This window comes from Methylotetracoccus oryzae (assembly GCF_006175985.1).
GTDB lineage: Bacteria > Pseudomonadota > Gammaproteobacteria > Methylococcales > Methylococcaceae > Methylotetracoccus > Methylotetracoccus oryzae.
In genome coordinates, this window is record NZ_SRSH01000030.1 from 1 (window position 1) to 24,250 (window position 24,250).

The following is a 24,250-nucleotide window of genomic DNA, read 5'->3' on the forward strand; positions in this document are numbered from 1 at the left end:
TCCGGGCGGAAATCGCCCTCTCAAACGCGGAATTTGCGTCACTAAAGTCCATTTTCGACGCCTGATTCTCCGCGGGATGCGTCCTTGCGCGTCAACTCGGAATTGTTCAGAGGTTCCCTAAGGCCGTAGTTGCACGTAGTGGGTTACCTCGTTCTCCCTTGTCATTACTGACTTGGCGACGACTCTGCCGAAGATCGCTTAGCACTTCGAATTCTTGCCGGCACCAATCTGCCATGTCCTCATCGCCAGTTAGTTCGAACCAGCTCGCAAATGATCGACGAAAAACGTAGTAACTCAGTTCAATCGGTACCTTGGCCGCCTTTTCAGGGTCGCGAACGTGCAACGTGCCGACTCCACCCGGATTTTTGGAGTCAAGAGTTAGGACACTTCCGAAAGATCGCGAGAAAGATGGATGGGCAACTGCGTCTTTGCATTGGCGAAGTGCAGCACCCATTGGTGACTTGTGACAGTTCGAACCAGTGCCCTTTGATTCCATTACTGCCAAGTCGTTGATTGCCGTATTCAGCATGACGAAATCCGGAGATCTCGTCCCGGCATACGGGGGATGCAATCCTTCAACCCACGGGCCGAAATCGGTTATCCAGTGATAACCACGCTCCCATTGCCAGTAGGCATAACTCACTCCTTGCGCTAGTTCGCCAATTCGCGTGGTCGCCGAAAAATCACGAAGCACGTTCAAGAAGTGGGCCGACACGCTGAGATCAGGGGCACGATTCCAGTCAAGCAAGAACTTTAGGGTCGGCTTGACGATGGCCGCCATGTATTTTCGCGATGCTCGCCCAGCATTCACCGTTAGAACTGACCTAATCATCGCGAGTACAAGCTGACGATCATTTACTACGAAGGGTTGCTTTGGCGTCTTAACGGCTCCGGGGGGGGCGCAGTTGTATTCTATGACTGGTATTGAGAATTGGGTCATGTTGCTTATTCCACTGGATTGAGCGGCAAAGCTTGACCCAAGAGCAGGCGCGGTAGGAGAAGGTCGCGGGTGCGGCGAAGATTTGTGCAACTCGCGCGCAGTTTGTCCGACATAGCGTGAATCGGGGCCACAACATTGTCGAATTGTTGGAGCAAAGCGTGCGGGGGTGTAGCTACATTCAGTGCCCGGAACTCGGTCTTGTTAAACTTTGGCTGCGCAACGCCAGAGGTTATTCCGCGAATGCGATGTTGTCCTTCATCGCTACGAAGATAGTGAAAGACAAAGTTCGTACCCATGTGGGGCCGAACAAGCACGCTATTCGGCCCAAGCGTCATCGGCTTTCCGAGGTCAGGAACAAAAAATGTAGTTCCGACATTGCCGACGTTTGTGACAACGATATCCCCTGGGTGCAGTTCGCTCTTACGGAGGAATTGATAGCTGCCTTCCGTTACATGAACATACTTACCATTCCAACCCGAGTTGAAATCCGTTCCTCGAATTAGTATTGCGTAGTCGGGCTCATCCCGATACTGGACGTTCTGTTTTAAGCTCGCGAAGCTGCCGTTGGCTACGTAGTCTGTAACTACGCATATTTCACCCAGCTTCTTCACCTCCCACCCCTGCGGAATTTCACCCAGGGGCGACGCCACGCGCGGGACGGAATCGTGACCGGGGAAGCGGAAGTGGACGAACCACTCGCGGTAGAGGGCGCGGGCCATCGACTCCAGAATTTTGATGCGCCGCTGACTGTTCTCGATCAGCTCATCGTAAGCCGAAAGGATGCCTGCAATTCGCCGCTGGACAGGAAGTGGGGGAAGTGTCAGCGGTTCGCGCTCGGAAAAGGTTGTCCACTGAAAACGAGCAACCCCTGTGTGTTGCGTGTGATATGCGTGCATCGCGCCGGAGTTGTATAGGTCCTGGAGATACCAGAACATAAAAGCCGGATCGCATAGCTCCGTGTTGAAACGGATGAATCGGCTGAAGCTTGCACAGGTAAAAGGAAACTCGGAACGCGAAAACAATTGCGGGCGAAGCAGAACTGTCCGACCAGTGATTTGATTCTTCGTCCCTCCTGCCGCTTCGATAATCAAATCCCAAGGCTGGAGCACCTTTCGCTCCGCGTGTCGCCTTGCGATATGTCGCCGGGGAGTGTTGGCAGTGGAACCAAAACGAATTTCCTCGAAATCCGTTCCTCGAATGGCAAGCATTTCCACGGAATCGTCGAACGGTTCGCCTTTGCCCCACTCGCCATCTTTTGAAACCGTGATAAGGTCCTTGAGTACACAATCCATCTTTACGCCCCCAGAATGCCCGCCACATTCGCGGCGATGGTCTGCTCAAGCTCCCGCGCCTGGGCGTTCAGCGCTTCCAGTTCCTCGTTCAGGGTTTCGAGTTGTTCCTTGAAGTCCTCGTCGCTGACATCCTCACCCGGCGCAACGCCGACATAGCGGCCGGGGTTGAGCGACCAGCCCTGCGCTTCGATCTCAGCCAGCGTCGCCGCCTTGCACAGGCCGGGCACATCGGCGTAGACAGGCTGCTTGCCGAAGACCTCCGCCAGCTTGGCCGCCGTCTCGTCGCCGCCAACGGTCAAATCCAATGATTCGCCGCGATAAAGGCGCACCAGGTTGGCGATGAAGCCGATCTGCGCGTGCGACCAGTCGCGGTGGGCGCGGTCCACCTGTCGGTATATGTGGCGGGCGTCGATGAACAGCACGGTGTCGGCGCGCGGTGTGCCGGCTTTGCCCTTGTCCAGAAACCACAGCGTGCAGGGCAGCGTGACGGTGTAGAACATGTTGGGGCCGACGGCGACCATGACATCCACCGCACGCGCCTCGATCAGCCTCTGCCGCAGTTCCTGCTCGCTGGAGCGGGCGTCGGAGGCCGAATTGGCCATGACGAAACCCGCGCGGCCATGGGCATTGAGCGATGAATAGAAAAGCTGAATCCACAGATAGTTGGCGTTGTCGGTGCGCGGCAGGCCGAAGGGGTAGCGGCGGCCGGGCCCCACACTGTCCTTGAGCCTTTCCTTGTCCACCGCATTGACGTTGAAGGGCGGATTGGCGAGCACGAAGTCGAACGCGCCGGTGGCGTCGTGCGGGTCGTCGTAGTAGCTGTTGACGTTGCCGCCGTGGCGGATGTCGCCCTCCAGCCCGTGCACGGCGAGGTTCAGGCGGCACAGGCGGCCCGTTTCGTCGGTCTTCTCCACGCCGCAGATGGACAGCTCGGCGGCGGGCTTCTTCTGGTGCTCGGTCACGAAGCGCGCCGACTGCACGAACATGCCGCCGGAACCGCAGGCGGAATCGAGGATGCGGCCGTGGTAAGGTTCGATGACTTCGACGATCAGCTTGACCATGCTGGCTGGGGTGTAGAACTCGCCCCCCTTCTGCCCTTCGGTGCGGGCGAACTCGCCGAGGAAGTATTCGTAGATCCGCCCGAAGGCATCGAAATCGACCGTGGCGGGAATCTCGGAGACCTTCTTCAGCAAGTCCTTCAGCAAGCTACTGGTGAACAGGTTGTAGGTCTTCGGGAGCACGCCGGCGAGTTGGGTGTTGTATTTCTCCACCTCGCGCATCGCCGCATTGACCTGTGCCCCGATGTCCGCGCCTTCGGGCAGGGACAGCAGGTAGTCGAAACGGGCCAGGCCGCTCAGGTACAAGATTCCTTCCGCATGGTAGGCGGCGGGCTCCTCGACCCGGCTGCCGCGGCGCGTCGAGGCGCCTTCAGCTTCGAGCTGCGCGCGCTGTGCCGCGAATCGCACATCGGCAAAACGCAGGAAGATCAGCCCCAGGATCGGCCCCGAGTATTCCTGGGCCTTCAGGCCGGAGTTGGCGCGAAACTGGTCGGCGGCATCCCACAGGCGCTTTTCGAGGGTGGTGTTGGCGGTGTCTTTTTCGGAAGGTGCAATCCAGTGCATGGTCAGCGAAGGTGTCAGGGAAATGCGAGCGGCGGCGAATGCCCACCTTGGACTCGACCGCTAGGTAAGCGGAGGAAGTAGCAGACGGGTTCCCCGGCAGGCCGGGCGCCGGGACGCGGGGCGACAAGTCCCAATGACGCGGTAATCCATTCGGGGAATTCCTGCTTTTCGGAATGCGGATTTATTGCAGGAAATGCGGCGTCGATCAACCGGAGTACCGGTCTGTTTCGGCATTCTGCGCACAGCGGTCGCTCTTGGGCGCGCGTCACCTTCAAGCCCAAAGACCTCGTCGGCCCTGCCGCCGCCTAAGGTCTATCGTTCGCCGCGCTATACAACAGATCGCTGCCCTCGCCTCCGCCGGACAGCCGGCGCGCCCTGACCTTCCCTCGCACCTCCAGCCGCGCCAGCGCCGTCCGCACGGTGGCGAGCGCGTACCGCTGGTGCAGCCAGACCTCCGCTATCCCGCGCGCCGTATCCGACGCCTGCGGCCGTTGTGACAGATAGCGGGCGATGGCCGATGCCGCCGCTTCGATATCTCCGGAATCTTCGCGCATCGAGACCTCCCGGCAATCGGACCCACTGGCCTTCAAGCCTTCAAGCATGCAAGGCGCACACCAGCGCCGGGGGGGCCGGCTGGCGTGCCCGGCGGAGCCTCCGCCTCATCCACGGCGACTTTTTCCGGGGCAGGTCCGCCCCAACTCGGAAGTACGCAACGAAACGCGAACGGAACAGGGGTAGACCCGGCGGCCCATTACTCCAGCCGGCTCCAGCACACCTCCGGGGCTTGGTCGATCTCGGCCATCCGCCTCCGGGTTCGGTCACTCGGCGCTTAGCATACCCCGGATCGCCGCGGGGCCGGGGCAGTCCTGCCCCACCCCGATGGCCCAATAATCCGCGGCTCACGCGCCATCGTGCACTGCCGGTCAACCTGTGCCTGGGACCTGGCCGCCCCGGCCACACCACCGAAGGCCGGCCTAAGCCTCTGATGTTGTTCGCTCGGAGCACTAGGCACAGTCTCTGCTCTAGTAAAGGTCATCAGCGCTTGGCGACCCTGAATCAGGCAGGCAGCAACAACCGGCAACTGATGGCCAATGTATTCGCGATTCATTCGGTGGGCAGTTCGATCGTGACCTTTCTGCGCAACACTTACCCGCAGCAAGCCGACGGGCGAACCATGCCGACCTGCAGTTTCGAGTTGACCTCGGGAGGGCAACTCGCGGGCGACATCGACGAGACCACGCATTTGTCGCTGTACCTGTATCGCGTGACCGTCAATGAGCACAGCCGTCAGACCCGGCGACCCGGAACGCCGGCCGACGGCTTCGTCCCGTTGGGGCTCGATCTTCACTATCTGCTGACCGCCTGGGCCGGAAATCCCCTGGACGAACAGGTCACGCTGGCCTGGGCAATGCAGCAGTTGCATCGCTTTCCCGTGCTCGATGCGTCCTCGCTTTCGGACGAAGCCGGTTGGGGGCCCGACGAGGTGGTTCAGATCATCCCGGCCGAGTTGAGCAACGAGGACGTCATGCGCATCTGGGATGCGCTGGAGCCGGCCTACCGCCTGTCGGTCTCCTACGTGGCCCGACTAGTACGGCTCGATCCCGACGAAGACACCGAAACGTTCCGGCCGGTCGTGGCACGACGCCATGCCTACGGACGGGAGGAACTGGGCTGATGCGCGCCCTGCGCGAACTCGAACGCAGCGAGTGGCGGGCACTTGGAGCGGTCCGCTTCATAGACGCCATCACGCGGGCACCAGTCGACGCACCGCTCCGGGTCGAGGCCCCCGGCGCCCTGATCCGACGCAATCGCAGCGGGCTGTTCGTAATCCATCGCTGGCAGGCACTGGCGGCGCACGAGCCCGCGTTCCAGGCGCCGCCAACACAGCCGGCGGTCGGGTCACAGACCCTGCGTCTGGTCGTCGACGATCCGCAGGGAGCCTATCTGCCGCTCGCCGTTTCCTTGCGGCTGCCCCGCAACCCCGCCGCTGGGCCCGACGCCTTGTTCCAGCCGGAAAACGTGCCCTTGTATCCCTCTTCCGCGGCGCGCCTGGGCGCGAACTGGGCCACGGTGCGCGCAACGGTCACGGAGACCCGTTCGGGCGACGCCCTGGGCGGCGCGCTGGTGCGCATACTCGCGCGCGATCAGGTCCTGGCCCGCGGGCTGTCCGACTGGCGCGGCGAAGCCCTGGTCCCGGTGGCCGGCGTTCCGGTCACGACCTTCTCGGAAGACGAGGAAGCGGTCGTCATCAGCGAGATCGGCGTCACCGTCGAAGCGGCGTTCGACCCGGCGGCGGGGCGACGGACCCCGATCGCAGCGGTCCGCTCCGGCACGGCACCCGCTTCGTTGCCGCTGGTTGACCCCGCGTCCGTCGAAGGCCGGCTGGCCACCCTGCCGCGCAGCCGGGCCCTGGAACTCCGCATCGCCGCGCGGCGCGGCGAGCATGTCGCGCTGACGATCCGGATTCGATGAGCGGTCCGGCCATGATCAACCACCCTCTTGATGCAAAGGAGACCCGCCATGCCTGAATACCTTGCCCCGGGCGTGTACGTCGAAGAAACCAGCTTCCGGGCGAAGTCCATCGAGGGTGTAGGCACCAGCACCACCGCCTTCGTCGGGCCTACCCGTAAGGGACCGCACCGCGCCAACGACAACGACCTGCAGACGCCCGAACTGCTGACCAGCTACGGCGACTTCGAACGCATCTATGGGGGCTATGCGGACTTGAACGTCACCGCCGGGGTCCCGGCGACGAACTACCTGGCCCATGCGGTGCTGGCCTTCTTCAACGAAGGCGGTTCTAGGCTCTACGTCTCGCGCGTACGCAGCGCCGGCGCATCGGCGGCGGAGGCCCCGGTCGTCGGTGATGGCCCGAACAACGAGCGGATCAGTTTCGTGGCCCGCTTCGCGGGCTCCGGCGGCAACGGCCGGGTCACGGTCCGCGAGATCGTTGCGCCGGCATCCCCGGTCACGATGTCCAGTGCGCCGCAGGGCAGCCTGCTGCGCACCGGGGCCGGCGGCGCGGTTGCGCATCACGTCAAGATCGGCGAGACCTGGCGCCCGGCGGCCAACACCGACGATCCCGCGGCCGATGCCGCAACGCTGGCCGAAGCCAATCCGCGCCTGCTCACACTGCAGCTCACGGCGAGCGATGCCGATGACAATGTGCTGGCCTGGGACGCCCTGGGCCACGACCGGCGGCATCCACGCTGGATCGGCCATGTGTTGTCCGAGAACCCGACCCGCCGCGCCGATGCGCTGCAAAACTGGCTTGCGATCCGCATCGGCGAGGCCGTCAGTGCGATCGACCTGCGTGATGGCCTGTTCAACGGCGGCGCAGCCAATCCACAAGGCCAGCTGGAGCGCACTCGCGTACTGACCGGCGGCGACGACGGCGGCGAACCGACCGAGGCCGAGTATCGGCTCGCGCTCGGCGCCATTGCCGCACTGGAAGACGTGTCCATCGTCGCGGCCCCCGGGAGTTCGGCTTACACGAACGCTGCCAGCCCGGTGATGCGCGCGCTGATCTCGCATGCCGAGGCCCGCCGTGCCTACCGCATCGCCGTGCTCGACACGCCGCCGGGGCAGATCCCGGGCAACGTCCGGACGCTGCGCGGCACGGTCGATTCGCGCCATGCAGCGCTCTACTACCCCTGGGTCGTCGTCGCCAATCCGAACGCACGCCCCGGCCGGGAAGACATCCCGCGCGAAATCGCCCTGCCCCCCTCCGGCTACGTCTGCGGCATCTACGCGCGCAACGACGTGCAGCGCGGCGTTCACAAGGCGCCGGCCAACGAAGTCGTGCGCAGTGCCCTGCGCTTCGAGGTCGACGTCAATTTCGGCCAGCAGGAGCTGTTGAACCCGATGGGAGTCAACTGCCTGCGCCTGCTGTCCGGCCGCGGCTACCGTGTATGGGGCGCCCGGCTCATCTCCTCCGACCCGGAATGGAAATACGTCAGCGACCGGCGGTATTTCAACTACCTCGAGTCGTCGATCGATCGGGGCACCCAATGGGCCGTGTTCGAACCGAACGGCGAGCGACTCTGGGCCAACGTCCGGCAGACCATCGCCGACTTTCTCTACAACGAATGGCAGAACGGCGCCCTGCTCGGCACCACGACCGACGAGGCCTTCTTCGTGCGCTGCGACCGCAGCACGATGACTCAGAACGACCTGGACAACGGCCGGCTGATCTGTCTGATCGGCGTGGCCATCCTGAAGCCCGCCGAGTTCGTGATCTTCAGGATCGGCCAGAAGACCGCGGAAACCGCATCCTGAAACCGCCCGGTAACCTTGGAGCTCAGACATGGCTGACAGAACCACTCCCTACGGCGCCTTCAACTATCTCGTCGAGTTCGACGGCGGCGAGGTGCTCGGCGGCTTCTCGGACGTCTCGGGCATCGGGACCGAGATCACGATCGCCGAGTACCGCAACGGCAACGAAAAGGAAAACCACGTCCGCAAGGTCGCCGGTATCCACAAGGTTTCCGACGTGACCGGGAAACGTGGACTCATCAACTCGAAATCGCTATTCGACTGGATCAAGCAGAGCCGGACCAACGGCCCCGATGCCCAGCGGACGATGAAGATCACGCTATTGGACGAGGCCCAGCGCCCGGTGCAGTCCTGGGTATTGCGCGGCGTGATCCCGATGAAATACACCGGGCCGACGCTGGCCGGGAAAGGTGGCGGCGACGTCGCGATGGAGGAGATCGTATTCTCCGCCCAGGCCTTCGAGATCACCGCGCCCTGAGCCGGACCGGGAAGCGAACGGCCATGCTCAGCTGTCTTCGTTTCGAGAGCGCGAAACCCGCCGGCGCGGCGGCGCCCGAACGGACCGACATCGCCGCCTTCATCGGTTTCGTCGGGCGGCGTCCGGGTGCTGCGCTGCCAGCCCCGATCGCCAGGACGCTCACCGAGGCCGGGTGGCTGAACGGACCGTGGGGGCGTGAACCGGGGGCGGTGGAAGCGCTGGACAACGTACCCGTCGTCGTCGAGTCCTGGGACACCTTCGCCGCACTGTTCGCCTGGGAACGCCGCCCGTTCGGGACCGGCACCTCCGGTCACTGCACCACCTACCTCGGCGCCGCGGTCCGCAGTTTCTTCGCGCAGGGTGGAAGGCGCGCGGTCATCGTCCGCGTGGGCGACCCGTATCCCGTCACCGAAACGCCGGGTGACCGGACCGACCAGCGCGCCGCGCGTCTGCAGCGCCTGGTCCCGGTCTATGCGGAACCGGGTGTATCGGCCGTCCCGTTCGACCGGATGGACCCAGGTACATGGCGTGGCATTCATCATCTGTATGGCCTGCCCGAGGTGAACCACCTGTGCCTGCCGGACCTGCCGGACCTCTGTGCGGCCGAACGGCCGCTACCCCCACTGGCCTTCACGCCGGTGCCGGGTCCCGAGGTGTTCGTCGAATGCAGCGATGAGGATCCCCTGCCGCGCGACGACTCGGCGCTGCGGCGCTTGTGGGCCCCGCGCTGCGACACGGAAGGCTTTGCGGTCTGGCGCAACGGCATAGCGGCTGCGCTGGATTTTCTGCACCACTTTTGCCCGGATGTGCTGTTGCTGGCCGGCGTACCGCGACCGCTGGAGACCGGCACGACCGGATCGGCCGATGCGGAGGAACCGGAACTCGGCCTGCTCCGACAAATGCCCCTCGGCACGACGGCTGCCGTCCAGCCCGAAGGGCGCGACCGGCACGCACGCCTGCAACTGGTGTGGCCCTGGCTCGCGACACGGCGCTCGCGCGATCTGCCCGAACAGATCGAGCCACCGGATGGTGTCTTCGCCGGGCTGTTGGCCGCCAATGCCCTGACCCGAGGCACCTTCCGTTCGGTCGGTGGCCGGCCGCTCACGGACACTTTCGCCCTGCAACCCGAACCGTCGACCGGACTCGGTCCCGACAGCCCTAGCGAGCGCCTGGCCGAGCGCGTCTGCCTGTTCGTCCGCGAAGCCGACGGCATACAGCTCCGCTCCGACGTCACCGCCTCGGGTGAGATGGATTGGCGCGCCGGCGGGACCTGCCGACTGATGAATGCCGTCGCTCGCGCGGCCCGGCGCTTCGGCGAAGCGCACCTGTTCGAGACGAACGGACCGGCCCTGTGGACCCATCTGAAGCGCAGCCTCGACGGGCTGCTGCTCGCGTTCTGGGACGAGGGCGCGCTCAACGGTGCCACGCCGGCCGAAGCTTTCACGGTCCGCTGCGATCGGAGCACGATGAGCCAGAACGACCTCGACAACGGAAGGCTGAAGGCCGAGATCAGCCTCCATCCCGCCGCCGCCATCGGCACGATCACCGTGGTTCTGGATCTGGCGGCGACCGGTCCGTCGGCGGACCGCATCCCGGAGGTGGCGTGATGGCCGCCACCGAGGAAGTCGCGGAGAACCGCCTGATTCCCTTGCACGTCTTTCGATTCAAGGTGGAATTTCGCCGCGACGGCACCGGACGCAAGGCGCAACCGAGCGCACCCGTCGACTTGTGCAGCGGGGCCTTCGCCGAGTGCAACGGGCTCGAGGCGACGATGGAACCCAAGCTGATCAAGGCCGGCGGCCTGAACTACGGCAGCGTCCAGCGACCCGGCCGGGTCAGCTTCGCGACCGTCGTGCTGAAGCGCGGCATGACCAGCACCCGCGATCTGTGGGACTGGTTTCAGCAGGTCAATATGAGAGGTGCCTATGCCTACCGCCTGTCGGTGGACATCACGCTGGAGGATACGAGCGGCCAGCCGGTGATCCGCTGGAATCTGGCGCGCGCGCTACCGGTCAAGTTCAAGGCCGCCGATCTGAATGCCAAGGGCAGCGAGATCGGCGTGGAAGAACTGCATCTGGTCCACGAGGGCCTGAGCATGGGCCCGGCCTGAGGAGTCCACGATGGGCGCACCCGTATCACCTCCCGAAATCCCGAAGCTGGAGAAGGCCGAGTTCCGGATCGTCAAGGGTTCGGAGCCTGCGGTGGTCGTGCACTTCAATCCGGAGTCGCTGCAGTACACGGTCCAGAACACGCTGAAGGAAGAGGGCCAGGGCGCCAAGAAGAAGCAGTACGTCAGCCAGACCACGGCCAAGCTGACGATGCAGCTGGTTTTCGACAATACCGACACGGGCGAAGACATTCGCGCGGTCACCGACGGTCTGGCCAAGTTGCTCAAGCCGCAGGGTACCGGCGATCAGAAGGTCCCGCCGCAGGTCGAGTTCGGCTGGGGTGTCTACCGCTTCACCGGCATGGTCGAACAGTACAAGGAGACCATCGATTTCTTCGCGCCGGGCGGCGTCCCGTTGCGATCATCCATCGACATCACGCTGGCCAGCCAGGATGTCGTCTTCGACAGCAACCGCAATCCGGCGGCCTCGGTCGATCGCGCGCTGGACGAGCGCAAGACGCCGACGGTGACCACCCGACCCCACTCACCCATGGCCGTTGCCACGGCCCTGGACGACCCTCGCGCCGCGCGGGCCATCGCTGCAGCCAACGGCGCGGCGTCGCTGCGCTTCTCCGCGGGCGCCGAATTTGCGGTCGGCGGCAGCGTGCGGCTGCAGGGCGCCGCCGCATTTTCGCTCGGCGGCACCGCCGGGACGAGTGCCGGGGCCGGCTTCGGTATCGGCGGCAGCGCAGGCTTCGGGATCAGTGGCGGGGCCGGCGTGAGCATCGGCGGCGCGCCTGGCGCAGGATTCGGCACCGGTGCGAGTTTCTCGACCGGGTCGGCCGGTGGCGCGTTCGGCCAGCTGCGGGCCACCGGCGCCGTGTCCGGCACCATGCCGAACGCCGCACCGCTGCTGTCGGGCAGCGGCAGTTTCAGCACCGGCAGCGGCGTGCAGTTCGCCGCGGGCGGCCGCGTCGAAGGCGGTACCGGCGGCGATCTGAAAGCGGACGTCGGCGCCGGTCCCGGCCTGCAAGGCCGGCTGCGCTTCGGATGACACCAGCGAGAGACGACGATGCCGATCATCTTCGATCAAGTCAGTGCCGAGATCGATACGCCGCGCGGACTGGCGCAGGAGGACTCGAGCGATGCGTCCGCCGCGCCCCGCCACGAGGCCGCAGCGAGCGAGAATCTGCTGCGCGCGCTCGAAGTCGAACGCGAGCGCGAACGTCGCTTGATCGCCGACTGAAGGAGCCCCCGAATGAGCGAAGTGTCCGTCAGCGACGAAGCCGTCTACGCCGCCCGCCCCACGCTGCGGCTCGGCGGAGAGGAAGACACGCGCGCGGCGGAGTTGCTGTTGAAGATGAAGATGGAAGAAAGCGAAGGCGGTCTCAGCGCGCTCGAACTGCGGTTCTCGAACTGGGCCAGCACGCTTGACGGGGGCGCGGAAGAAGCGTTTCCGGCCGGCTCGCGCTTGAGGCTCGGCGGCCCGATCGAAGTCTACGCGGGCGATGAAACCTCGCCGCGTGAGATCTTTCGCGGGAAGATCACCGCGCTCGAGGCCGACTACCAGCCCGGGGCGCCGCCGGAATTGACCGTGCTCGCCGAGGATGCGTTGCAGCAGGCCCGCCTCGAACGGCGCAGCAAACTGTACGCGGACCAGAGCCCGGCCGACATCGTCCGCGCGGTGGCGGCCGAGTTGGGCCTGACCCCGGTCATAACGGCCCTGACCGGACCCACCGGTACCTGGGCGCAGTACAACGAAAGCGACCTCGCCTTCCTGCGGCGGTTGTTGAGCCGCCTGGATGCGGATCTGCAGATCGTCGGCACCGAGCTGCATGTGTCGCCCCGCGGTGAGGTGCGACGGGGTGCGCTGGAGCTCACCCTGCACAGCCAGTTGTCCCGCGCCCGCGTGATCGCCGACCTTGCCGACCAGGTCACGGCCATCACGGTGAGGGGCTGGGATGTGGCGGCCGGGGCGGCGATCAAGAGTGAGAGCCGCGCGGGCGCCCATCTCGGGCCCGGTCGTGGCACGCCGGGCGCCGAGGTATTGCGCGATACCTTCGGCGAGCGCAGCGAACACATCGGCCACTTCGCGGTCGGTGCCGACAGCGAAGCGGCCGCGTTGACCCAGGCCGCCTTCGACCAGCGCGCCCGCCGCTTCCTGCGCGTGGACGGGACGACCGAGGGCAACGCCCAACTGCGGGTGGGCACGCATGTCTCGTTGAGCGGGCTCGGCGCCCGTTTCGACAACACCTATTACGTGGTCAGTGCCTGCCACCGCTACGACCTGCGAGACGGGTACCGGACCGATTTCGTTGGCGAGTGCGCCTACCTGGGGGCCAGCTGACATGCCTAACGCGGCGCGCCTCGAACGCCCATCGAACTGGTTGCACGCGGCCTACCTGGCACGCGTCGTGTCGCTGGACGATCCCGAGCGTCTGAACCGGATACAAGTGCGCTTGATCGGCTTCGACGACTGCACCAACCAGGATGCGCCGCTTTGGGCTCGGGTCGTGTGTCCGTTCGCCGGTAAGGACCGCGGCGCTTTCCTGATTCCGGACCTTGACGACGAGGTCCTGGTGGTATTCCAGAACGGCGACCCCTCTTATCCGCTGGTCGTCGGCGGACTGTGGAATGGCGCCAGTGCGGCCCCGGCCGAGATTGCGGGAGGACAGAATCGCTATAAGGTCATCCGCTCGAAGAACGGCGTCACGATGACGCTGGATGACCAGCAGGGACAGGAACGATTCATCCTCGAAACCCCGGCAGGCCAGAAGATCACACTTAAGGACGGGCCCGGCAGCATCGCCATCGAGGACGCGAACGGCAACAGCGTCAAGCTGGAAACCGCCGGCATCACCATCAACGCCGCAGCCAACGTCAAGGTCACCGCGGCCAAGGTCGACGTCTCGGCCGGCATGGTCAACGTCGACACCGCGATTGCCAAGTTCAGCGGCATCGTGAAATGCGAAACGCTGATCTCGACGGCCGTCATCTCCAGCAGCTACACGCCGGGCGCGGGGAATATATGGTAGCCGTCGCCAACCCGCGCCCGGCGGCGCGGCACCATGAGATCCGTCTCGCGGCGCCGCGCGAGTTGCGGGCGGCCGCGCCCTTCGCGGAGGCCGGCGCGCCGGCGATTCTGCAGCGCGACGACGATGATTTCATCGCAGCCGTGACCGATAGCCTGCGGACCGCAACGTCCCGCACCGCGCTCGCGGCCGATCTGGCCGCGACGCGGAACGAGCGTGGCGTGCTCAAGCTGTTTCAGCCCGTACAGCGCCGCTACCACGTGGCACTGACCGAAGCCTGGTGCCACGCCCCCGGTGCACCGCGCCTGGACCCGGCGCGGGTCGACGCTGCCGGGTTGGTGCTGCGCCGGGTGCGCCCGTCACCGCAGGGCGGCGAAGCGCTGGAAGGCTGGATACGCGCCCGCGGCGTGGTACAGGGGTGGGTGCCGATCGCCCGCCTCGGTGCCGAAACGGCCGATCCCGATCCGGGCGCGCGCATGCTGGCGCGCCGCAGCGGCCGTCCGGCCATCGACGAAGCCCTGGCGAGTCTGTGGGCCAGCGACGACAACGTGATTCTCGATGAACAGGTCACGCCGATGTTCGTCGCGCCACCGGATATCTGCGCCGAGGCGGGGCGAACGCTGTTCTACGGTCTGGTCCAGACCAGCAGCAGCGAGCTCGCCCAGACCGAACCCGACACGGCGGCCCTGTTCGAGGATTTCCGGCCCGGCACGACACGCTTCACCGAGCACCTGATGCAGCCCTTGCGAGGGCTCGCGTACAACTTTCCCCAGGCCGGCAAGTGGTTCGACAGCACCTGGTATCAGGCAATCGAACAGCCCGGCGCGACCCCGCCGCAGGGCGTGGTCGGCGGAGTCCGCGTGACGATGGCCGCCGACCTGTTCGCAACACTCGTCGCCGAAGCCGCTCCGCTGCGCAAATTCCTGCAACTCCTGCGGCAGGTCGCGCTCGAGTTCGATGCCTTCGGCTCCGGTCCTGCCGGCCGGAGACTGTTCGAGGCGCTGGAGGCGATCAGCCTGTCCTACGTGCTGCAGCCGGGCGAAGGCGCGCCGCGCCGCGTCGGGGCCGGGAGCTTCTTGAGGAATGCCAAGCGGGTATTGCTCGATCGCGACCCGCAGGCCTCGGCGCTGGAGATGCCGGCTACCTGGCCGGCGCTGGATGACGCCGGTCGCGAGCGTCTCGCGAATGCACTGTTCGAGGCGATGAAGGCCCGCTTCGTGACCGTCAAGGGCCGGCCGGGACGCTTCGACGAACCCGGCGCACGGTATCGCCTGCGCGCGTTCGTGCGACTGAAGGCCGAGGGCACCTGCCCGGCGCGGACGATCTGGAGCGATTACAGCGAACCCTTCGTGATCGCCCCCTGGTACGAGGGCGCCGGTCCGCCGGTGCAGATCGATCTGCCCGACGCAACCGACCGCAACCTGCTCGCCTCGCTGAAGCCGAACGTGTCGTTCGTGCTGCCGCCAAGGCTGCAGAGCCTGCTCGGCGGCGACCCTAAAAAGATGATGGACGGCGAACTCAGCGACGACGGCAGCCTGTCGCTGGGCTGGATCTGCAGCTTCAGCATTCCGATCATCACGCTGTGCGCGTTCATCGTGCTGAACATCTTTCTCTCGCTGTTCGATCTGTTCTTCCGGTGGATGCTGTTCATCAAGATCTGCATCCCCTACCCCAATAAAGGATGATGCGATGAACCCGGCTCTCCGCCCCCTGCTAGGCTGGCCGCTGCTGACGGTGCCGGACGCGTCCGGCCAGCTCGATTACCCGTCCCTGGAAGACAGCGTGCGTCAGATGATCCGGGTGATCCTGTCGACGCGCCCGGGTGAGCAACTGATGCGCCCGGAGTTCGGGGCCGGCCTCGACCGCCTCGTGCACGAGTCGAACACGCTCGCGACACGGCGCCGGATTCGCGATCTGGTCCAGGAATCGCTGACGCACTGGGAACGCCGGATCCTGCTCGACCGGGTCGATGTCTGGGATGTCCCCGACCAGCCCAGCCACGTCCGCGTCGAAATCGCCTACCGTCTGGTGCGCACCGGGACACTGATGCAGACCGGGCTGACGGTCGAACTGGAAACCTGACGCATAGGACACGGCCATGCCCATCCTGCCGCCGAGCCTGGATGACCGCCGCTTCGACGATCTCGTCGAGGACCTGCTGCGCCGCATCCCGGCCCATACCCCCGAATGGACCCATCCGCGCGTGGGCGACCCGGGCCGCACGCTGCTCGAACTGTTCGCCTGGCTGACCGACACGCTGCTGTATCGGGCGAATCTGGTGCCGGAGCGTCAACGGCTCGTGTTCCTGCGCCTGCTCGGGCAACCGCTGCGACCGGCTCGCCCGGCGACTGGCATCGTCACGCTGAACTACCGCCAGGCCACGGAATGGTCGGCTACGCCCCTGTTGCCGGGGGCCCGTATCGGCGGCTCGATACCCTTCGAGACCCTGGGCGAAACCACCGTGCTGCCGATCACCGCCGCGGCTTACATCAAGCGCCCGCTCAACGAGACCGAAACGGCGCGGATGAGCGAAGTCATCGTCGGCCTGCAGCGTTTGCACCGTCTGAACCAGCCGATCAAGGCCTACGAAACGTTGCCGGTGTTTACGCAGAGCCGCCCCGACCCGGCCGGCCTCGATGTCTTCGCGGCCAGCGCCGATCGCGCGCTGTGGCTGGCGCTGCTGGCGCCTCCCGCACCGCAGCCCGACCGCCAGGCCGCAGTCAATGCGGCGGTCCGCTCCGCGCTCGGCGGCGGCGACACCGGTGCGCCCGCCCTGCTGTCGGTCGGCATCGTGCCGGCGCTGACCCTGCCCGCAGACATCGAGGATGCCGCCACCATCACCGGCCCGCGCCCACGCATTCCGGTCATTTGGGAAATCTCTGCGCCCGGCCCCCGCCCCCGCACGGTGGACTATCTGACGTTGGACCCGCTGGACGGCAGCGATACCACCCGGGGCCTAACCCGGCCCGGAGTAATTCGGCTGGCGTTACCGGACGAATCGCTGCTCGCTGCGCCCAGCAACGATGTCGCCGAGAATCCGGCGGCCGGCGTCGGCGACACGCCGCCGCGCCTCGATGATGCGGATCAGGCGGCGCGCCTGATCGCCTGGCTGCGACTACGGCCGGAGCCGGGTCAGACCGTCGAGAGCCTGCGGCTGTCCTGGGTCGGCATCAACGCCGTCGAGATCGACCAGCGGGTCACGATCACCGGGCGCGTGCTGGGCGTTTCCAGCGGCGCCGGAGATCAGGCCTTTCCCCTGCCGTTGACCTCGGTCGATCGTGACAGCCTGCGGATCGAGGTCGAGGAGCCCGGCCGGGGATACCAACCGTGGTTCAGGGTCAACGATCTGGCCGCGATCAGCGCCGATCCCGGCATCGCGCGCGAAGCCTCGGCCTACGAAGTCGATGCCGAGGCCGGCACGCTGCGCTTCGGCGATGGGGTCAGGGGACGCGTGCCGGAACACCAGATGCGCATTCGCCTGGCTTCGGCCCGCTTCGGCGGCGGACGCGCCGGCAACCTGCCGGCGGGCAGCCTGACCGAGATCCTGGCCACACGGGTCGCCGGCGGCAGCGCGCCGCCGCTGCGTCTGGAGCAACCGCTGGCGCTGACCGGCGGCGAGGATGCCGAAACGGTGGAGCTCGCCGAACGTCGGATCCCGGCTTTCCTGAGGCACCGCGACCGTGCCGTCACGGCCGGGGACTATGCCCGCATCGCCACAGAGACCCCGGGCGTCGACGTCGGGCGTGTCGAAGTGCTTCCGCGTTTCAAACCGCGCGACCGCCGCTTCGACGTGCCGGGCGTGGTCAGCGTTCTGGCACTGCCGGCGCGCACGCTGTCGGGGCCGCCCAATCCCCGACCGGACCGACCGTTCATTGAGCAGGTCCATGCCCATCTGCAGGCGCGCTCGCCGCTGTCGACCGAACTCTATGTCATCGGTTGCGAGTACGTGCCGCTGGGGCTCTCGGTCGGCGTCTCGCTCCGTGACGGCTATGCCCGCGACCGCGTGCTGTTCGAAGTGCGCGAGGCCTTGCGACGACTGTTGTGGCCCCTGCCGCCGGGCGGTCCGCTGGGCGCGGGGTGGCCTTTGCCGTCCCTGCAGCGCGACCTACAGCCATCGGTGCGCGAACGCGAGTTGCACGTGGAAATCTCGCGCGTCCCGGGGGTCAGGGAAGTCACCGGCCTTAACCTGTTCGAACGCGTCGCTCTGCCGGGCGGGGACGACTGGCGGCCGATCGTCCGCAATCCCAATGACGGCACCCAGACACTGAGCCTGTCGGCCTGGCAACTGCCCGAGTTGCTGTCGGTCATCGTTGTCGAGGGACCGGCAGCACCCGACAACCTGCGTGCGCTGCCGAATCCCTTCGCCGACGCCGATGCCGTCGCGGTACCCGTCGTTCCCGAGGTGTGCTGATGGACGCCAACGGCCAACGCTTCTGGATGCTGGCCGACAGCCGCCACTGGCTGGCACACGAGCGCACCGCCTGGGATCCGGAGTGCCGGGCGCTGAGCCTGGCGAGCGAACGCAGCCTTCCCGCGGCCGGCGACCTGGGCCTCGCTGCGGCGACCGCCAACGGCGCGCTCGAAGTCGTGCCGCGCGCGGTCGATGCACTGGGCGCCGTGGCGGCCTGGGATGGCGCCACCGGCACCGTAGTCGCCCGCAGCCATCTGCCCGGCGAGGCGATCACCCTGACGCTCGCGACGGCCCCGACCGATGTCGCGGTTGGCCATGACGGCGTGCTGTATGCCTTGCTGCCGTCCGGGGTGCGTCTGCACGATCTGCGGGGACGCTGGAGCGATGTGACCGTGGGACTGCCGGGCTTTACGGCCTGGCGTTGCGCGGCGGCACGAGGCGGTGGCCTGTGGCTGCTGGAACGCGGCAGCGGACGGCTCGCTCGCCTGGCGGGTTCTCCGGAACCCCTGGGGCCGGTCACCGAATATGGTCCCGATGTCTTCCGTCCCGATCCGGAAAACTGCCATGCGCCGGCGATACGGCTATTGCCCGAGCCAGCCTGGGAATCGGGCGAGCGTCCGCTGGCGCTGGCCTGCCAGCCCGCGGGCGAACTGCTGTTGCTGTCCTGGCAGAGGGCCAACAACGGACGGGCGCGAGTCCGACGACTGGACCCCCGGACCGAACGGCTCGGTGCCCCGATCGAACTCGTCGGAGCCCGTTACGCCTATGCCCTGGCCTGGATCGATACCGATCAGATCGCCGTGCGTCTGCCGGGTCGCCCCGACGCGCCCGCCTACCGCTGGGACCCCGGTCAGACCGAGGACGGCCTCCGCCCCACGGGTGATGTCTACCCGCTGGCCAGCGATGCGCTGGAAGCACCCTTCGCACATCGCCTCGAAGGACCGCCGCACTACCCGGTTGAGCGCACCGGCGGCGCACGCGGCACCGAACCGCTGCACCGGCTGTCGCTGGCCAATCTGGCGCACCGCGGCGAGGCTCGCCACTACGACTCGGCCGGGCGCGTGCGCCTGCTGGACAGCGGGCGTCCCGACACGGTCTGGCATCGGCTCTACGCCGAGGCGCACCTTCCGCCCCGTGCCGGCTTCACGGTGTGGGTTGCCGCAACCCCGGATCCGGAGCCGCCGGCCGCCGACCGCGTCGATGCCTGGCATCCGCATCATTTCGGCGACGTACCCGCGATGCCTGATCCGCTGGCCGCCCGCGCCAGCTGGGAGCAGGCGCCGTCCGAGCTGCCGCATCATCCGGGGCTAGCCTGCTGGCAACGGGTGCCGCATCGCAGCGGCCTGTTCTCGGCACTGATTCAGGCGCCGCGCAGCCGGGTCCGGGCCATCTCCGGACGCTACCTGTGGCTGCGGCTCGAACTCTTCGGCGACGGGCGCATCGGACCCCGGATTGCGGCGGTGCGGGCGTGGGGCAGCCGCTTCTCCTACCGTGACCAGTATCTGCCGCGCCTTTATCGCGAGTCGGTTTTCGGCGCCGCGGCCAGAGAACCCGGCGAGCGGACGGGACGCCTGCCGGCGCACCAGTCCGACCTGCTCGATACGGGCGGCCTGGTCTCGACCGAATTGCACACGAGCCTGGAGCAGGCCGGCCTGACGCTGGGCGCAAACGCCGAAGTGCGGGTGGAACAAGCTGGGGAATCCTGGCAGCTGCGGGATGAAGGCCATGCCCTGTGGCGCCTGCAGCGCGCAACCAACGGCATCGGGATTTTTCGGCCGACCGCGACGCCTGCCGACTTCCTCGACCGTCTGTTGGCAAACACCGAAGGCATCCTGACGCCGATCGAGGACCGGATCGCCGCGGCCCATCTGCTGACCGATCCGGCCACCGCACCGGAGCCGAGTCTGGAATGGCTGGGTGCCTGGCTGGGGGTCGCCTTCGATCCGGTGCTGCCCGAGGGCCGCCGTCGTGCCTGGCTGCAGGCGGCCGCGCCATTGGCGCGGTGGCATGGCACGCGGCGCGGTCTGGAGTTGGCCCTGGATCTGGCGACCGATGGCGGTGTCCGCAGTGGCGAGATCGTCGTGCTGGAGCATTACCGGCTGCGACGGCTGTTCGCGACCTTGCTCGGCGTGGATCTGGCAGCGGACCCCGACCCCTTGCTTCCCGGCCTGGTGCAGAGCGGGAACTCAGTCGTCGGAGATACCCTGGTGATCGGCGAGGCGGAGCGCGCCGAACTCCTCGCGCTGTTTCGCGAAGACGTGGCCACTGCTGCCGAGCAGGCAGCGGTATTGCAATTCTTCGAACAGCTCGCCCATCGCGCCACGGTGCTGGTGCACCAGTCCGTCACCACCCAGGACCTGGGTCTGCTACGTCGTATCGTCGAACTGGAAGCGCCGGCTCATGTGGAAGTGCGGGTGCTGACCGCGACCTGGCCCTTGTTGGTCGGCGTCGCGAGCCTGGTTGGCGTCGACACCTACCTGGGCCCGCCCGAGATCCCCCATGCCGTCGAACTGGATCGCTCCGATCTCGGCGGTGGCGACTTTCTGCTGGGAACCGCCTGCGTGGATCACCGCGTCGCGGGCGCTGCGACGCCTGCTCCACCGCCCCGGCCGCCGATCGCCGAAGCGGGCCCGTCGCGCGAAGTATCGATGGGCGACGCAGTAACCCTGGACGGCAGTGGCTCCCGAGCTCCGCAAGGAAGACGGATTACCCGCTACATCTGGCGCCGCATCGACTGACGACAGGCCCCCAAATCCCACTCGCGAGGAAAACGCCATGGCCGTATTCGAAATCAACGTACCGATCGAGACCACCGACGCGACGATACTCGTAGAGGTTCCGGCCGACGGTTCGCTGCGCGTCGGGCGTCACCGCTTCCAGTTAGTCGTCGTCGACGATTCCGACAACCGTTCGCAGCCTGACATGGTCACCGTGATCGTCCGCGATACGGCGGCACCGACAGCCGTGCTGACCGCGCCCGAGAGCGTCAACCTGAACACGCCGTTCACATTGTCGGGTCAGGATTCCTCCGACGTCGGCGGTGGCAAGATTGTCCGTTACGTCTGGACCTATCTCGGACCGGCCCCGATCATCATCGGCGCCGAACGCGACAAGTTCGAGTCGCCGCCGATCGTACCCCCCCGCTCCGACACCCCGGAGCCGATGTGATGGCCCGCTTCGAGATCGGCACAACGATCGCGACGACCGAGCCGTTCATCGTCGTCGATGCCGGCCTGCCTTCCGGTCGCCACCGTTTTCAACTGGTCGTCGAGGATGAGGCCGGCAATCAGAGCCGGCCGGATCAGGTCATCGTCACCCTCGTGGCGCGCACCGAGCCGATCCTGACCGGGCCAATCCTGACCCGGCCGACGCTGTCCACCACGACCGCCACCACCACGCTGCGGCCCCGGGCTCGCAGCAAGAGCCGCAGGGGACCCCGATGAGCGCCGTGCAAAGACTGCCCAATGCCGATCCGCTGTACGCGCAACCGTCGCCGGACCGGCCTCACTATACGACCGGCATGCTGTTGGATGCGCAGGATTTCCTCGATGAACAGACCTACCACCGTAGCCGGCTGGCGCGCGCGCTGGCCTTCGTGTCCGGCGGCGGCACACTGGCGGGCTTGCGCGTCGAACATCGTCAGGCCGATGCGGCCACGGACCGCGCCGAGGAAATCCGCGTGTCGCCGGGGCTTGCCGTCGACCGTCTTGGACGGCTGATCGAAGTACCGCGACCGGCCTGCCTGCGCTTGGGCGCGTGGTACGCGGCGCGCCTCGCCGAGGACGGCGGTGACCTGCTCCGGCGCAGCGCTTACGACACCGTGGCGCCGTTCCTGAGCGCACGGGCGGCGGCCGCCGCGGGTACCGGGGAATTCCCCGTCGTGCCGGTGCGCGCCGCCGTGGCCGACCTGTATCTGCGCTTCATTGCGTGCGAACGCGGGCTGACCCCGAGCTTCGCGTCAGGACCGTTCGATGCGCTGGACGCGGTCTCGACGTCGCGGCTGCGTGACGCCTACGAACTCCGCCTGGAACTGCGGGAAGGTCTGGAGGGCGGTTTCCTCGGCTTGCCCTCACCGGGCCCGGACCTTGCGGCGATCGGCGATCCCGAGGCGCGTCGCACCGCGTTGCAGGACGCCATACTCGACGGCTGGCCTGCCACCGGGCGCAGCGGAGGAACCGGAGGCCTGGACCCGCTAGACGAGCATCCCCGGGACCTCGACCCAAGCGCCGTGTTCCTGGCGCGGGTGTTGGTGCCGGTGACGGCCGACCTGCCGCCGCAGCGCGACGGCAGCGCGGTACTCGTCGACAACTGGTCGCGGCGTTTCGCGCCGGGGCTCGGGCTGCTGTCGCGCTGGATCGGTGCCTGACGATGGCTACACCGCACCCATTACCCGTGACCATTGGCGCGCCTACCCGTCGCGCCCACCTCACCCATTGCCGGAGACAACGATGAATCCCGTACAAGGTTCCAACCGGGAACATATCGCTCCCGAGGATCTGGCCGCGTTGCGCGAGGCCGGCGTACTGGTCACGGACTCGCGCCGCGAACGTCCGCGGTGGTTCGACGGGCGTTTTCTCGCCGCGCGCGATCTGATCCGCGAGCAGCAGTACTTCCTGACGCGCGAGGCGGACCTCGGCCAGGCCGCCGGCAGTGGGGTCGCAACCGGGCTGTGGGTCTCGGAAGGCGCCGAGCCGCAAAGCCTGGCGATCGGTTCCGGGCACGGCATCACGCCCTCCGGGGAACTGGTCCTGCTGGAACGGCCCTTGAGCGTACGTCTGACCGACATTCCGCAGGCTGAACAGCTGTCGGCACAATTCGGCCTGGGACGGATCCCCCTGCCGCCGCTGCGCAGCCGCACTGGGCTCTTCGTCCTTGCGCTGCGGCCGGTCGAATTTACCGCGAACCCCACCGGAGCGTATCCCACCTCGATCAGCGGCCAGCGCAGCGTGCAGGACGGGGACGTGATCGAAGCGACGGCGCTGGTGCTCGTACCCTGGCAGGACGACGGGGCGGCAGACGCCCTGACCGCCCGCCGCGGCCGTGCCGCCCGCGCAATCTTCGTCCAGGGCAGCGAACGGGGCGTCTCCGCCAACGTGCTGCCGGTGGCGATGCTGGCGCTGGAAAACAATACGATCGTCTGGATCGACGTACCCATGGTGCGGCGCGAACTGGGGGCCAACCGGGGCGATCTTCCGGGCCTTGGCTTTGCGCCGCGCGCGCTGCGTCTCGCCCACGTGTTGCAGCACCAGGGCCACCTCGCCGAGACCGTCGCGCTGAATCGCGGCCGCAGCTTTTCAGCCGCGTCGGTTTTTCCGGCGCTACCGCCGGCCGGGCCCCTGCCGCCCGGCGTCGTCAACCCGGTCGACTTTACGCAGGGCTATTTCCCGGCCGAGATCGACGTCGACTTCTCATTACTGCCGGAGGACGAGCTACCCTCCCTGATCGAGGAAGCGCTCAGCTTGCCGGCGCTGGACCTTACCGCGCCGGCCGACGCGCTCGAAGGATGCGCGGTGCTGGTCCTGGCGCCAATACCTCGCAGTGAATGGCATGCCGTCATCAGCCGTCTTGGTGGAGCACCGCGCGCCGACAGCATCCCCGTGGTCAGACGCGCGCTCACGCCGGCCGCGGCGAATCTGGTCGCCACACGCAAGCCGCTGGAGATTCTGCAGCGTCTGCGCATCCCGCGCCCGATACTGCCGCCGCTGAATCCGAGCAACCCGGTCGACGCCGAGTGGCAGCGCCTGGCCGGCCTGCAACTGTGGTACGTGCGTCGCCGCAACGTCGCCTACCGTGGGGACCTAACCGGCTTCCCATCGCCCGTGATTGTCAGCGAGCAAGAACCCAGGCGCCTCTCCAGGAATGCGGCCGCGCAGCGAAGCGCGAGCATTCCCGAAGGTCGAGTCACGGCGGCGCCTTCGCTCAATGCGGCCAATCCGGCGGCCAAACCGCGGCGCGCACGCACGAAGCGTTCCGATTGATGAACCCTGGAGAGCAGCCCGGTGAATGCACCTGAACGCCAGGAATCCGCATGCAGTGTAACGGGGAGCCTGGCCTGCCGGGACATTGCACACCCTGAGCCTCATCGAGGAGTAG

General features: G+C 66.8%; 22 protein-coding genes. 18 read left to right on the plus strand and 4 right to left on the minus strand.

The genetic code is table 11. The annotated features are described in order from the left end of the window. Positions 1 to 106: 106 nt before the first annotated feature. From BWR02_RS20190 to BWR02_RS20205, 4 genes are all read right to left on the minus strand, one after another. A complete protein-coding gene (locus BWR02_RS20190) occupies positions 107 to 781 on the minus strand; it encodes a hypothetical protein (protein ID WP_139559714.1) in 675 nt (224 codons plus the stop codon). 164 nt (positions 782 to 945) lie between these two features. Next, the gene (locus tag BWR02_RS20195) at positions 946 to 2,232 is read right to left on the minus strand and encodes a restriction endonuclease subunit S (RefSeq protein ID WP_139559715.1); all 1,287 of its coding nucleotides are present in this window, start codon (positions 2,230 to 2,232) and stop codon (positions 946 to 948) included. A gap of 2 nt (positions 2,233 to 2,234) precedes the next feature. Continuing rightward, positions 2,235 to 3,854, minus strand: coding sequence for a class I SAM-dependent DNA methyltransferase (locus BWR02_RS20200; RefSeq protein ID WP_139559716.1), 1,620 nt, complete (start codon positions 3,852 to 3,854; stop codon positions 2,235 to 2,237). A 305-nt stretch (positions 3,855 to 4,159) separates the two neighbouring features. Beyond that, the gene (locus BWR02_RS20205; RefSeq protein WP_139559717.1) at positions 4,160 to 4,408 is read right to left on the minus strand and encodes a hypothetical protein; all 249 of its coding nucleotides are present in this window, start codon (positions 4,406 to 4,408) and stop codon (positions 4,160 to 4,162) included. Positions 4,409 to 4,896: 488 nt separating this feature from the next. Here BWR02_RS20205 and BWR02_RS20210 point away from each other — a divergent pair, with 488 nt between their 5' ends. From BWR02_RS20210 to BWR02_RS20290, 18 genes are all read left to right on the plus strand, one after another. After that, positions 4,897 to 5,529, plus strand: coding sequence for a Pvc16 family protein (locus BWR02_RS20210; RefSeq protein ID WP_201276348.1), 633 nt, complete (start codon positions 4,897 to 4,899; stop codon positions 5,527 to 5,529). After that, entirely contained in the window at positions 5,529 to 6,326 is a 798-nt protein-coding gene (locus BWR02_RS21010) for a hypothetical protein (RefSeq protein WP_162560261.1), read from the plus strand. Before BWR02_RS20210 ends, BWR02_RS21010 begins: the two co-directional genes overlap by 1 nt. Positions 6,327 to 6,374: 48 nt before the next feature. Beyond that, the gene (locus tag BWR02_RS20220) at positions 6,375 to 8,132 is read left to right on the plus strand and encodes a phage tail sheath family protein (RefSeq protein ID WP_139559719.1); all 1,758 of its coding nucleotides are present in this window, start codon (positions 6,375 to 6,377) and stop codon (positions 8,130 to 8,132) included. 28 nt (positions 8,133 to 8,160) lie between these two features. Continuing rightward, entirely contained in the window at positions 8,161 to 8,607 is a 447-nt protein-coding gene (locus BWR02_RS20225) for a phage tail protein (protein WP_139559720.1), read from the plus strand. A 23-nt stretch (positions 8,608 to 8,630) separates the two neighbouring features. Then, a complete protein-coding gene (locus BWR02_RS20230; protein ID WP_139559721.1) occupies positions 8,631 to 10,214 on the plus strand; it encodes a phage tail protein in 1,584 nt (527 codons plus the stop codon). After that, entirely contained in the window at positions 10,214 to 10,717 is a 504-nt protein-coding gene (locus tag BWR02_RS20235) for a phage tail protein (protein ID WP_139559722.1), read from the plus strand. Before BWR02_RS20230 ends, BWR02_RS20235 begins: the two co-directional genes overlap by 1 nt. 10 nt (positions 10,718 to 10,727) lie before the next feature. Then, entirely contained in the window at positions 10,728 to 11,768 is a 1,041-nt protein-coding gene (locus BWR02_RS20240) for a CIS tube protein (protein WP_268921432.1), read from the plus strand. Positions 11,769 to 11,786: 18 nt separating this feature from the next. Beyond that, entirely contained in the window at positions 11,787 to 11,960 is a 174-nt protein-coding gene (locus BWR02_RS21015) for a hypothetical protein (protein ID WP_162560262.1), read from the plus strand. 12 nt (positions 11,961 to 11,972) lie between these two features. Beyond that, positions 11,973 to 13,061: a phage late control D family protein gene (locus tag BWR02_RS20245; protein WP_139559724.1), complete on the plus strand. Its 1,089-nt coding sequence runs from the start codon at positions 11,973 to 11,975 to the stop codon at positions 13,059 to 13,061. Position 13,062: 1 nt separating this feature from the next. Further along, the gene (locus BWR02_RS20250) at positions 13,063 to 13,749 is read left to right on the plus strand and encodes a phage baseplate assembly protein V (RefSeq protein ID WP_139559725.1); all 687 of its coding nucleotides are present in this window, start codon (positions 13,063 to 13,065) and stop codon (positions 13,747 to 13,749) included. Continuing rightward, positions 13,743 to 15,431, plus strand: coding sequence for a hypothetical protein (locus BWR02_RS20255; RefSeq protein WP_139559726.1), 1,689 nt, complete (start codon positions 13,743 to 13,745; stop codon positions 15,429 to 15,431). The genes BWR02_RS20250 and BWR02_RS20255 overlap by 7 nt, the downstream gene beginning before the upstream one ends. Positions 15,432 to 15,435: 4 nt before the next feature. Continuing rightward, entirely contained in the window at positions 15,436 to 15,828 is a 393-nt protein-coding gene (locus BWR02_RS20260; RefSeq protein ID WP_139559727.1) for a GPW/gp25 family protein, read from the plus strand. 16 nt (positions 15,829 to 15,844) lie between these two features. Continuing rightward, positions 15,845 to 18,157 (plus strand): putative baseplate assembly protein, encoded by a 2,313-nt coding sequence (locus BWR02_RS20265; protein WP_139559728.1) that lies wholly within the window; start codon positions 15,845 to 15,847, stop codon positions 18,155 to 18,157. Next, positions 18,157 to 20,895 (plus strand): phage tail protein, encoded by a 2,739-nt coding sequence (locus BWR02_RS20270; protein ID WP_139559729.1) that lies wholly within the window; start codon positions 18,157 to 18,159, stop codon positions 20,893 to 20,895. The genes BWR02_RS20265 and BWR02_RS20270 overlap by 1 nt, the downstream gene beginning before the upstream one ends. Positions 20,896 to 20,932: 37 nt before the next feature. Continuing rightward, a complete protein-coding gene (locus BWR02_RS20275) occupies positions 20,933 to 21,325 on the plus strand; it encodes a hypothetical protein (protein ID WP_201276349.1) in 393 nt (130 codons plus the stop codon). Continuing rightward, complete coding sequence (locus BWR02_RS20280) at positions 21,325 to 21,600, plus strand: hypothetical protein (RefSeq protein WP_139559730.1); 276 nt, start codon at positions 21,325 to 21,327, stop codon at positions 21,598 to 21,600. Before BWR02_RS20275 ends, BWR02_RS20280 begins: the two co-directional genes overlap by 1 nt. Further along, positions 21,597 to 22,523, plus strand: coding sequence for a hypothetical protein (locus tag BWR02_RS20285; protein ID WP_139559731.1), 927 nt, complete (start codon positions 21,597 to 21,599; stop codon positions 22,521 to 22,523). Before BWR02_RS20280 ends, BWR02_RS20285 begins: the two co-directional genes overlap by 4 nt. 82 nt (positions 22,524 to 22,605) lie before the next feature. Next, positions 22,606 to 24,135, plus strand: a complete 1,530-nt coding sequence (locus BWR02_RS20290) for a hypothetical protein (RefSeq protein ID WP_139559732.1) — start codon at positions 22,606 to 22,608, stop codon at positions 24,133 to 24,135. The last annotated feature ends 115 nt before the right edge of the window (positions 24,136 to 24,250 follow it).

Coding starts and splice junctions, on each gene's coding strand:
- BWR02_RS20190 (WP_139559714.1), bottom strand. CDS start 781: ATGGCGGCCATCGTCAAGCCGACCCTAAAGTTCTTGCTTGACTGGAAT.
- BWR02_RS20195 (WP_139559715.1), bottom strand. CDS start 2,232: ATGGATTGTGTACTCAAGGACCTTATCACGGTTTCAAAAGATGGCGAG.
- BWR02_RS20200 (WP_139559716.1), bottom strand. CDS start 3,854: ATGCACTGGATTGCACCTTCCGAAAAAGACACCGCCAACACCACCCTC.
- BWR02_RS20205 (WP_139559717.1), bottom strand. CDS start 4,408: ATGCGCGAAGATTCCGGAGATATCGAAGCGGCGGCATCGGCCATCGCC.
- BWR02_RS21010 (WP_162560261.1), top strand. CDS start 5,529: ATGCGCGCCCTGCGCGAACTCGAACGCAGCGAGTGGCGGGCACTTGGA.
- BWR02_RS20220 (WP_139559719.1), top strand. CDS start 6,375: ATGCCTGAATACCTTGCCCCGGGCGTGTACGTCGAAGAAACCAGCTTC.
- BWR02_RS20225 (WP_139559720.1), top strand. CDS start 8,161: ATGGCTGACAGAACCACTCCCTACGGCGCCTTCAACTATCTCGTCGAG.
- BWR02_RS20230 (WP_139559721.1), top strand. CDS start 8,631: ATGCTCAGCTGTCTTCGTTTCGAGAGCGCGAAACCCGCCGGCGCGGCG.
- BWR02_RS20235 (WP_139559722.1), top strand. CDS start 10,214: ATGGCCGCCACCGAGGAAGTCGCGGAGAACCGCCTGATTCCCTTGCAC.
- BWR02_RS20240 (WP_268921432.1), top strand. CDS start 10,728: ATGGGCGCACCCGTATCACCTCCCGAAATCCCGAAGCTGGAGAAGGCC.
- BWR02_RS21015 (WP_162560262.1), top strand. CDS start 11,787: ATGCCGATCATCTTCGATCAAGTCAGTGCCGAGATCGATACGCCGCGC.
- BWR02_RS20245 (WP_139559724.1), top strand. CDS start 11,973: ATGAGCGAAGTGTCCGTCAGCGACGAAGCCGTCTACGCCGCCCGCCCC.
- BWR02_RS20250 (WP_139559725.1), top strand. CDS start 13,063: ATGCCTAACGCGGCGCGCCTCGAACGCCCATCGAACTGGTTGCACGCG.
- BWR02_RS20255 (WP_139559726.1), top strand. CDS start 13,743: ATGGTAGCCGTCGCCAACCCGCGCCCGGCGGCGCGGCACCATGAGATC.
- BWR02_RS20260 (WP_139559727.1), top strand. CDS start 15,436: ATGAACCCGGCTCTCCGCCCCCTGCTAGGCTGGCCGCTGCTGACGGTG.
- BWR02_RS20265 (WP_139559728.1), top strand. CDS start 15,845: ATGCCCATCCTGCCGCCGAGCCTGGATGACCGCCGCTTCGACGATCTC.
- BWR02_RS20270 (WP_139559729.1), top strand. CDS start 18,157: ATGGACGCCAACGGCCAACGCTTCTGGATGCTGGCCGACAGCCGCCAC.
- BWR02_RS20275 (WP_201276349.1), top strand. CDS start 20,933: ATGGCCGTATTCGAAATCAACGTACCGATCGAGACCACCGACGCGACG.
- BWR02_RS20280 (WP_139559730.1), top strand. CDS start 21,325: ATGGCCCGCTTCGAGATCGGCACAACGATCGCGACGACCGAGCCGTTC.
- BWR02_RS20285 (WP_139559731.1), top strand. CDS start 21,597: ATGAGCGCCGTGCAAAGACTGCCCAATGCCGATCCGCTGTACGCGCAA.
- BWR02_RS20290 (WP_139559732.1), top strand. CDS start 22,606: ATGAATCCCGTACAAGGTTCCAACCGGGAACATATCGCTCCCGAGGAT.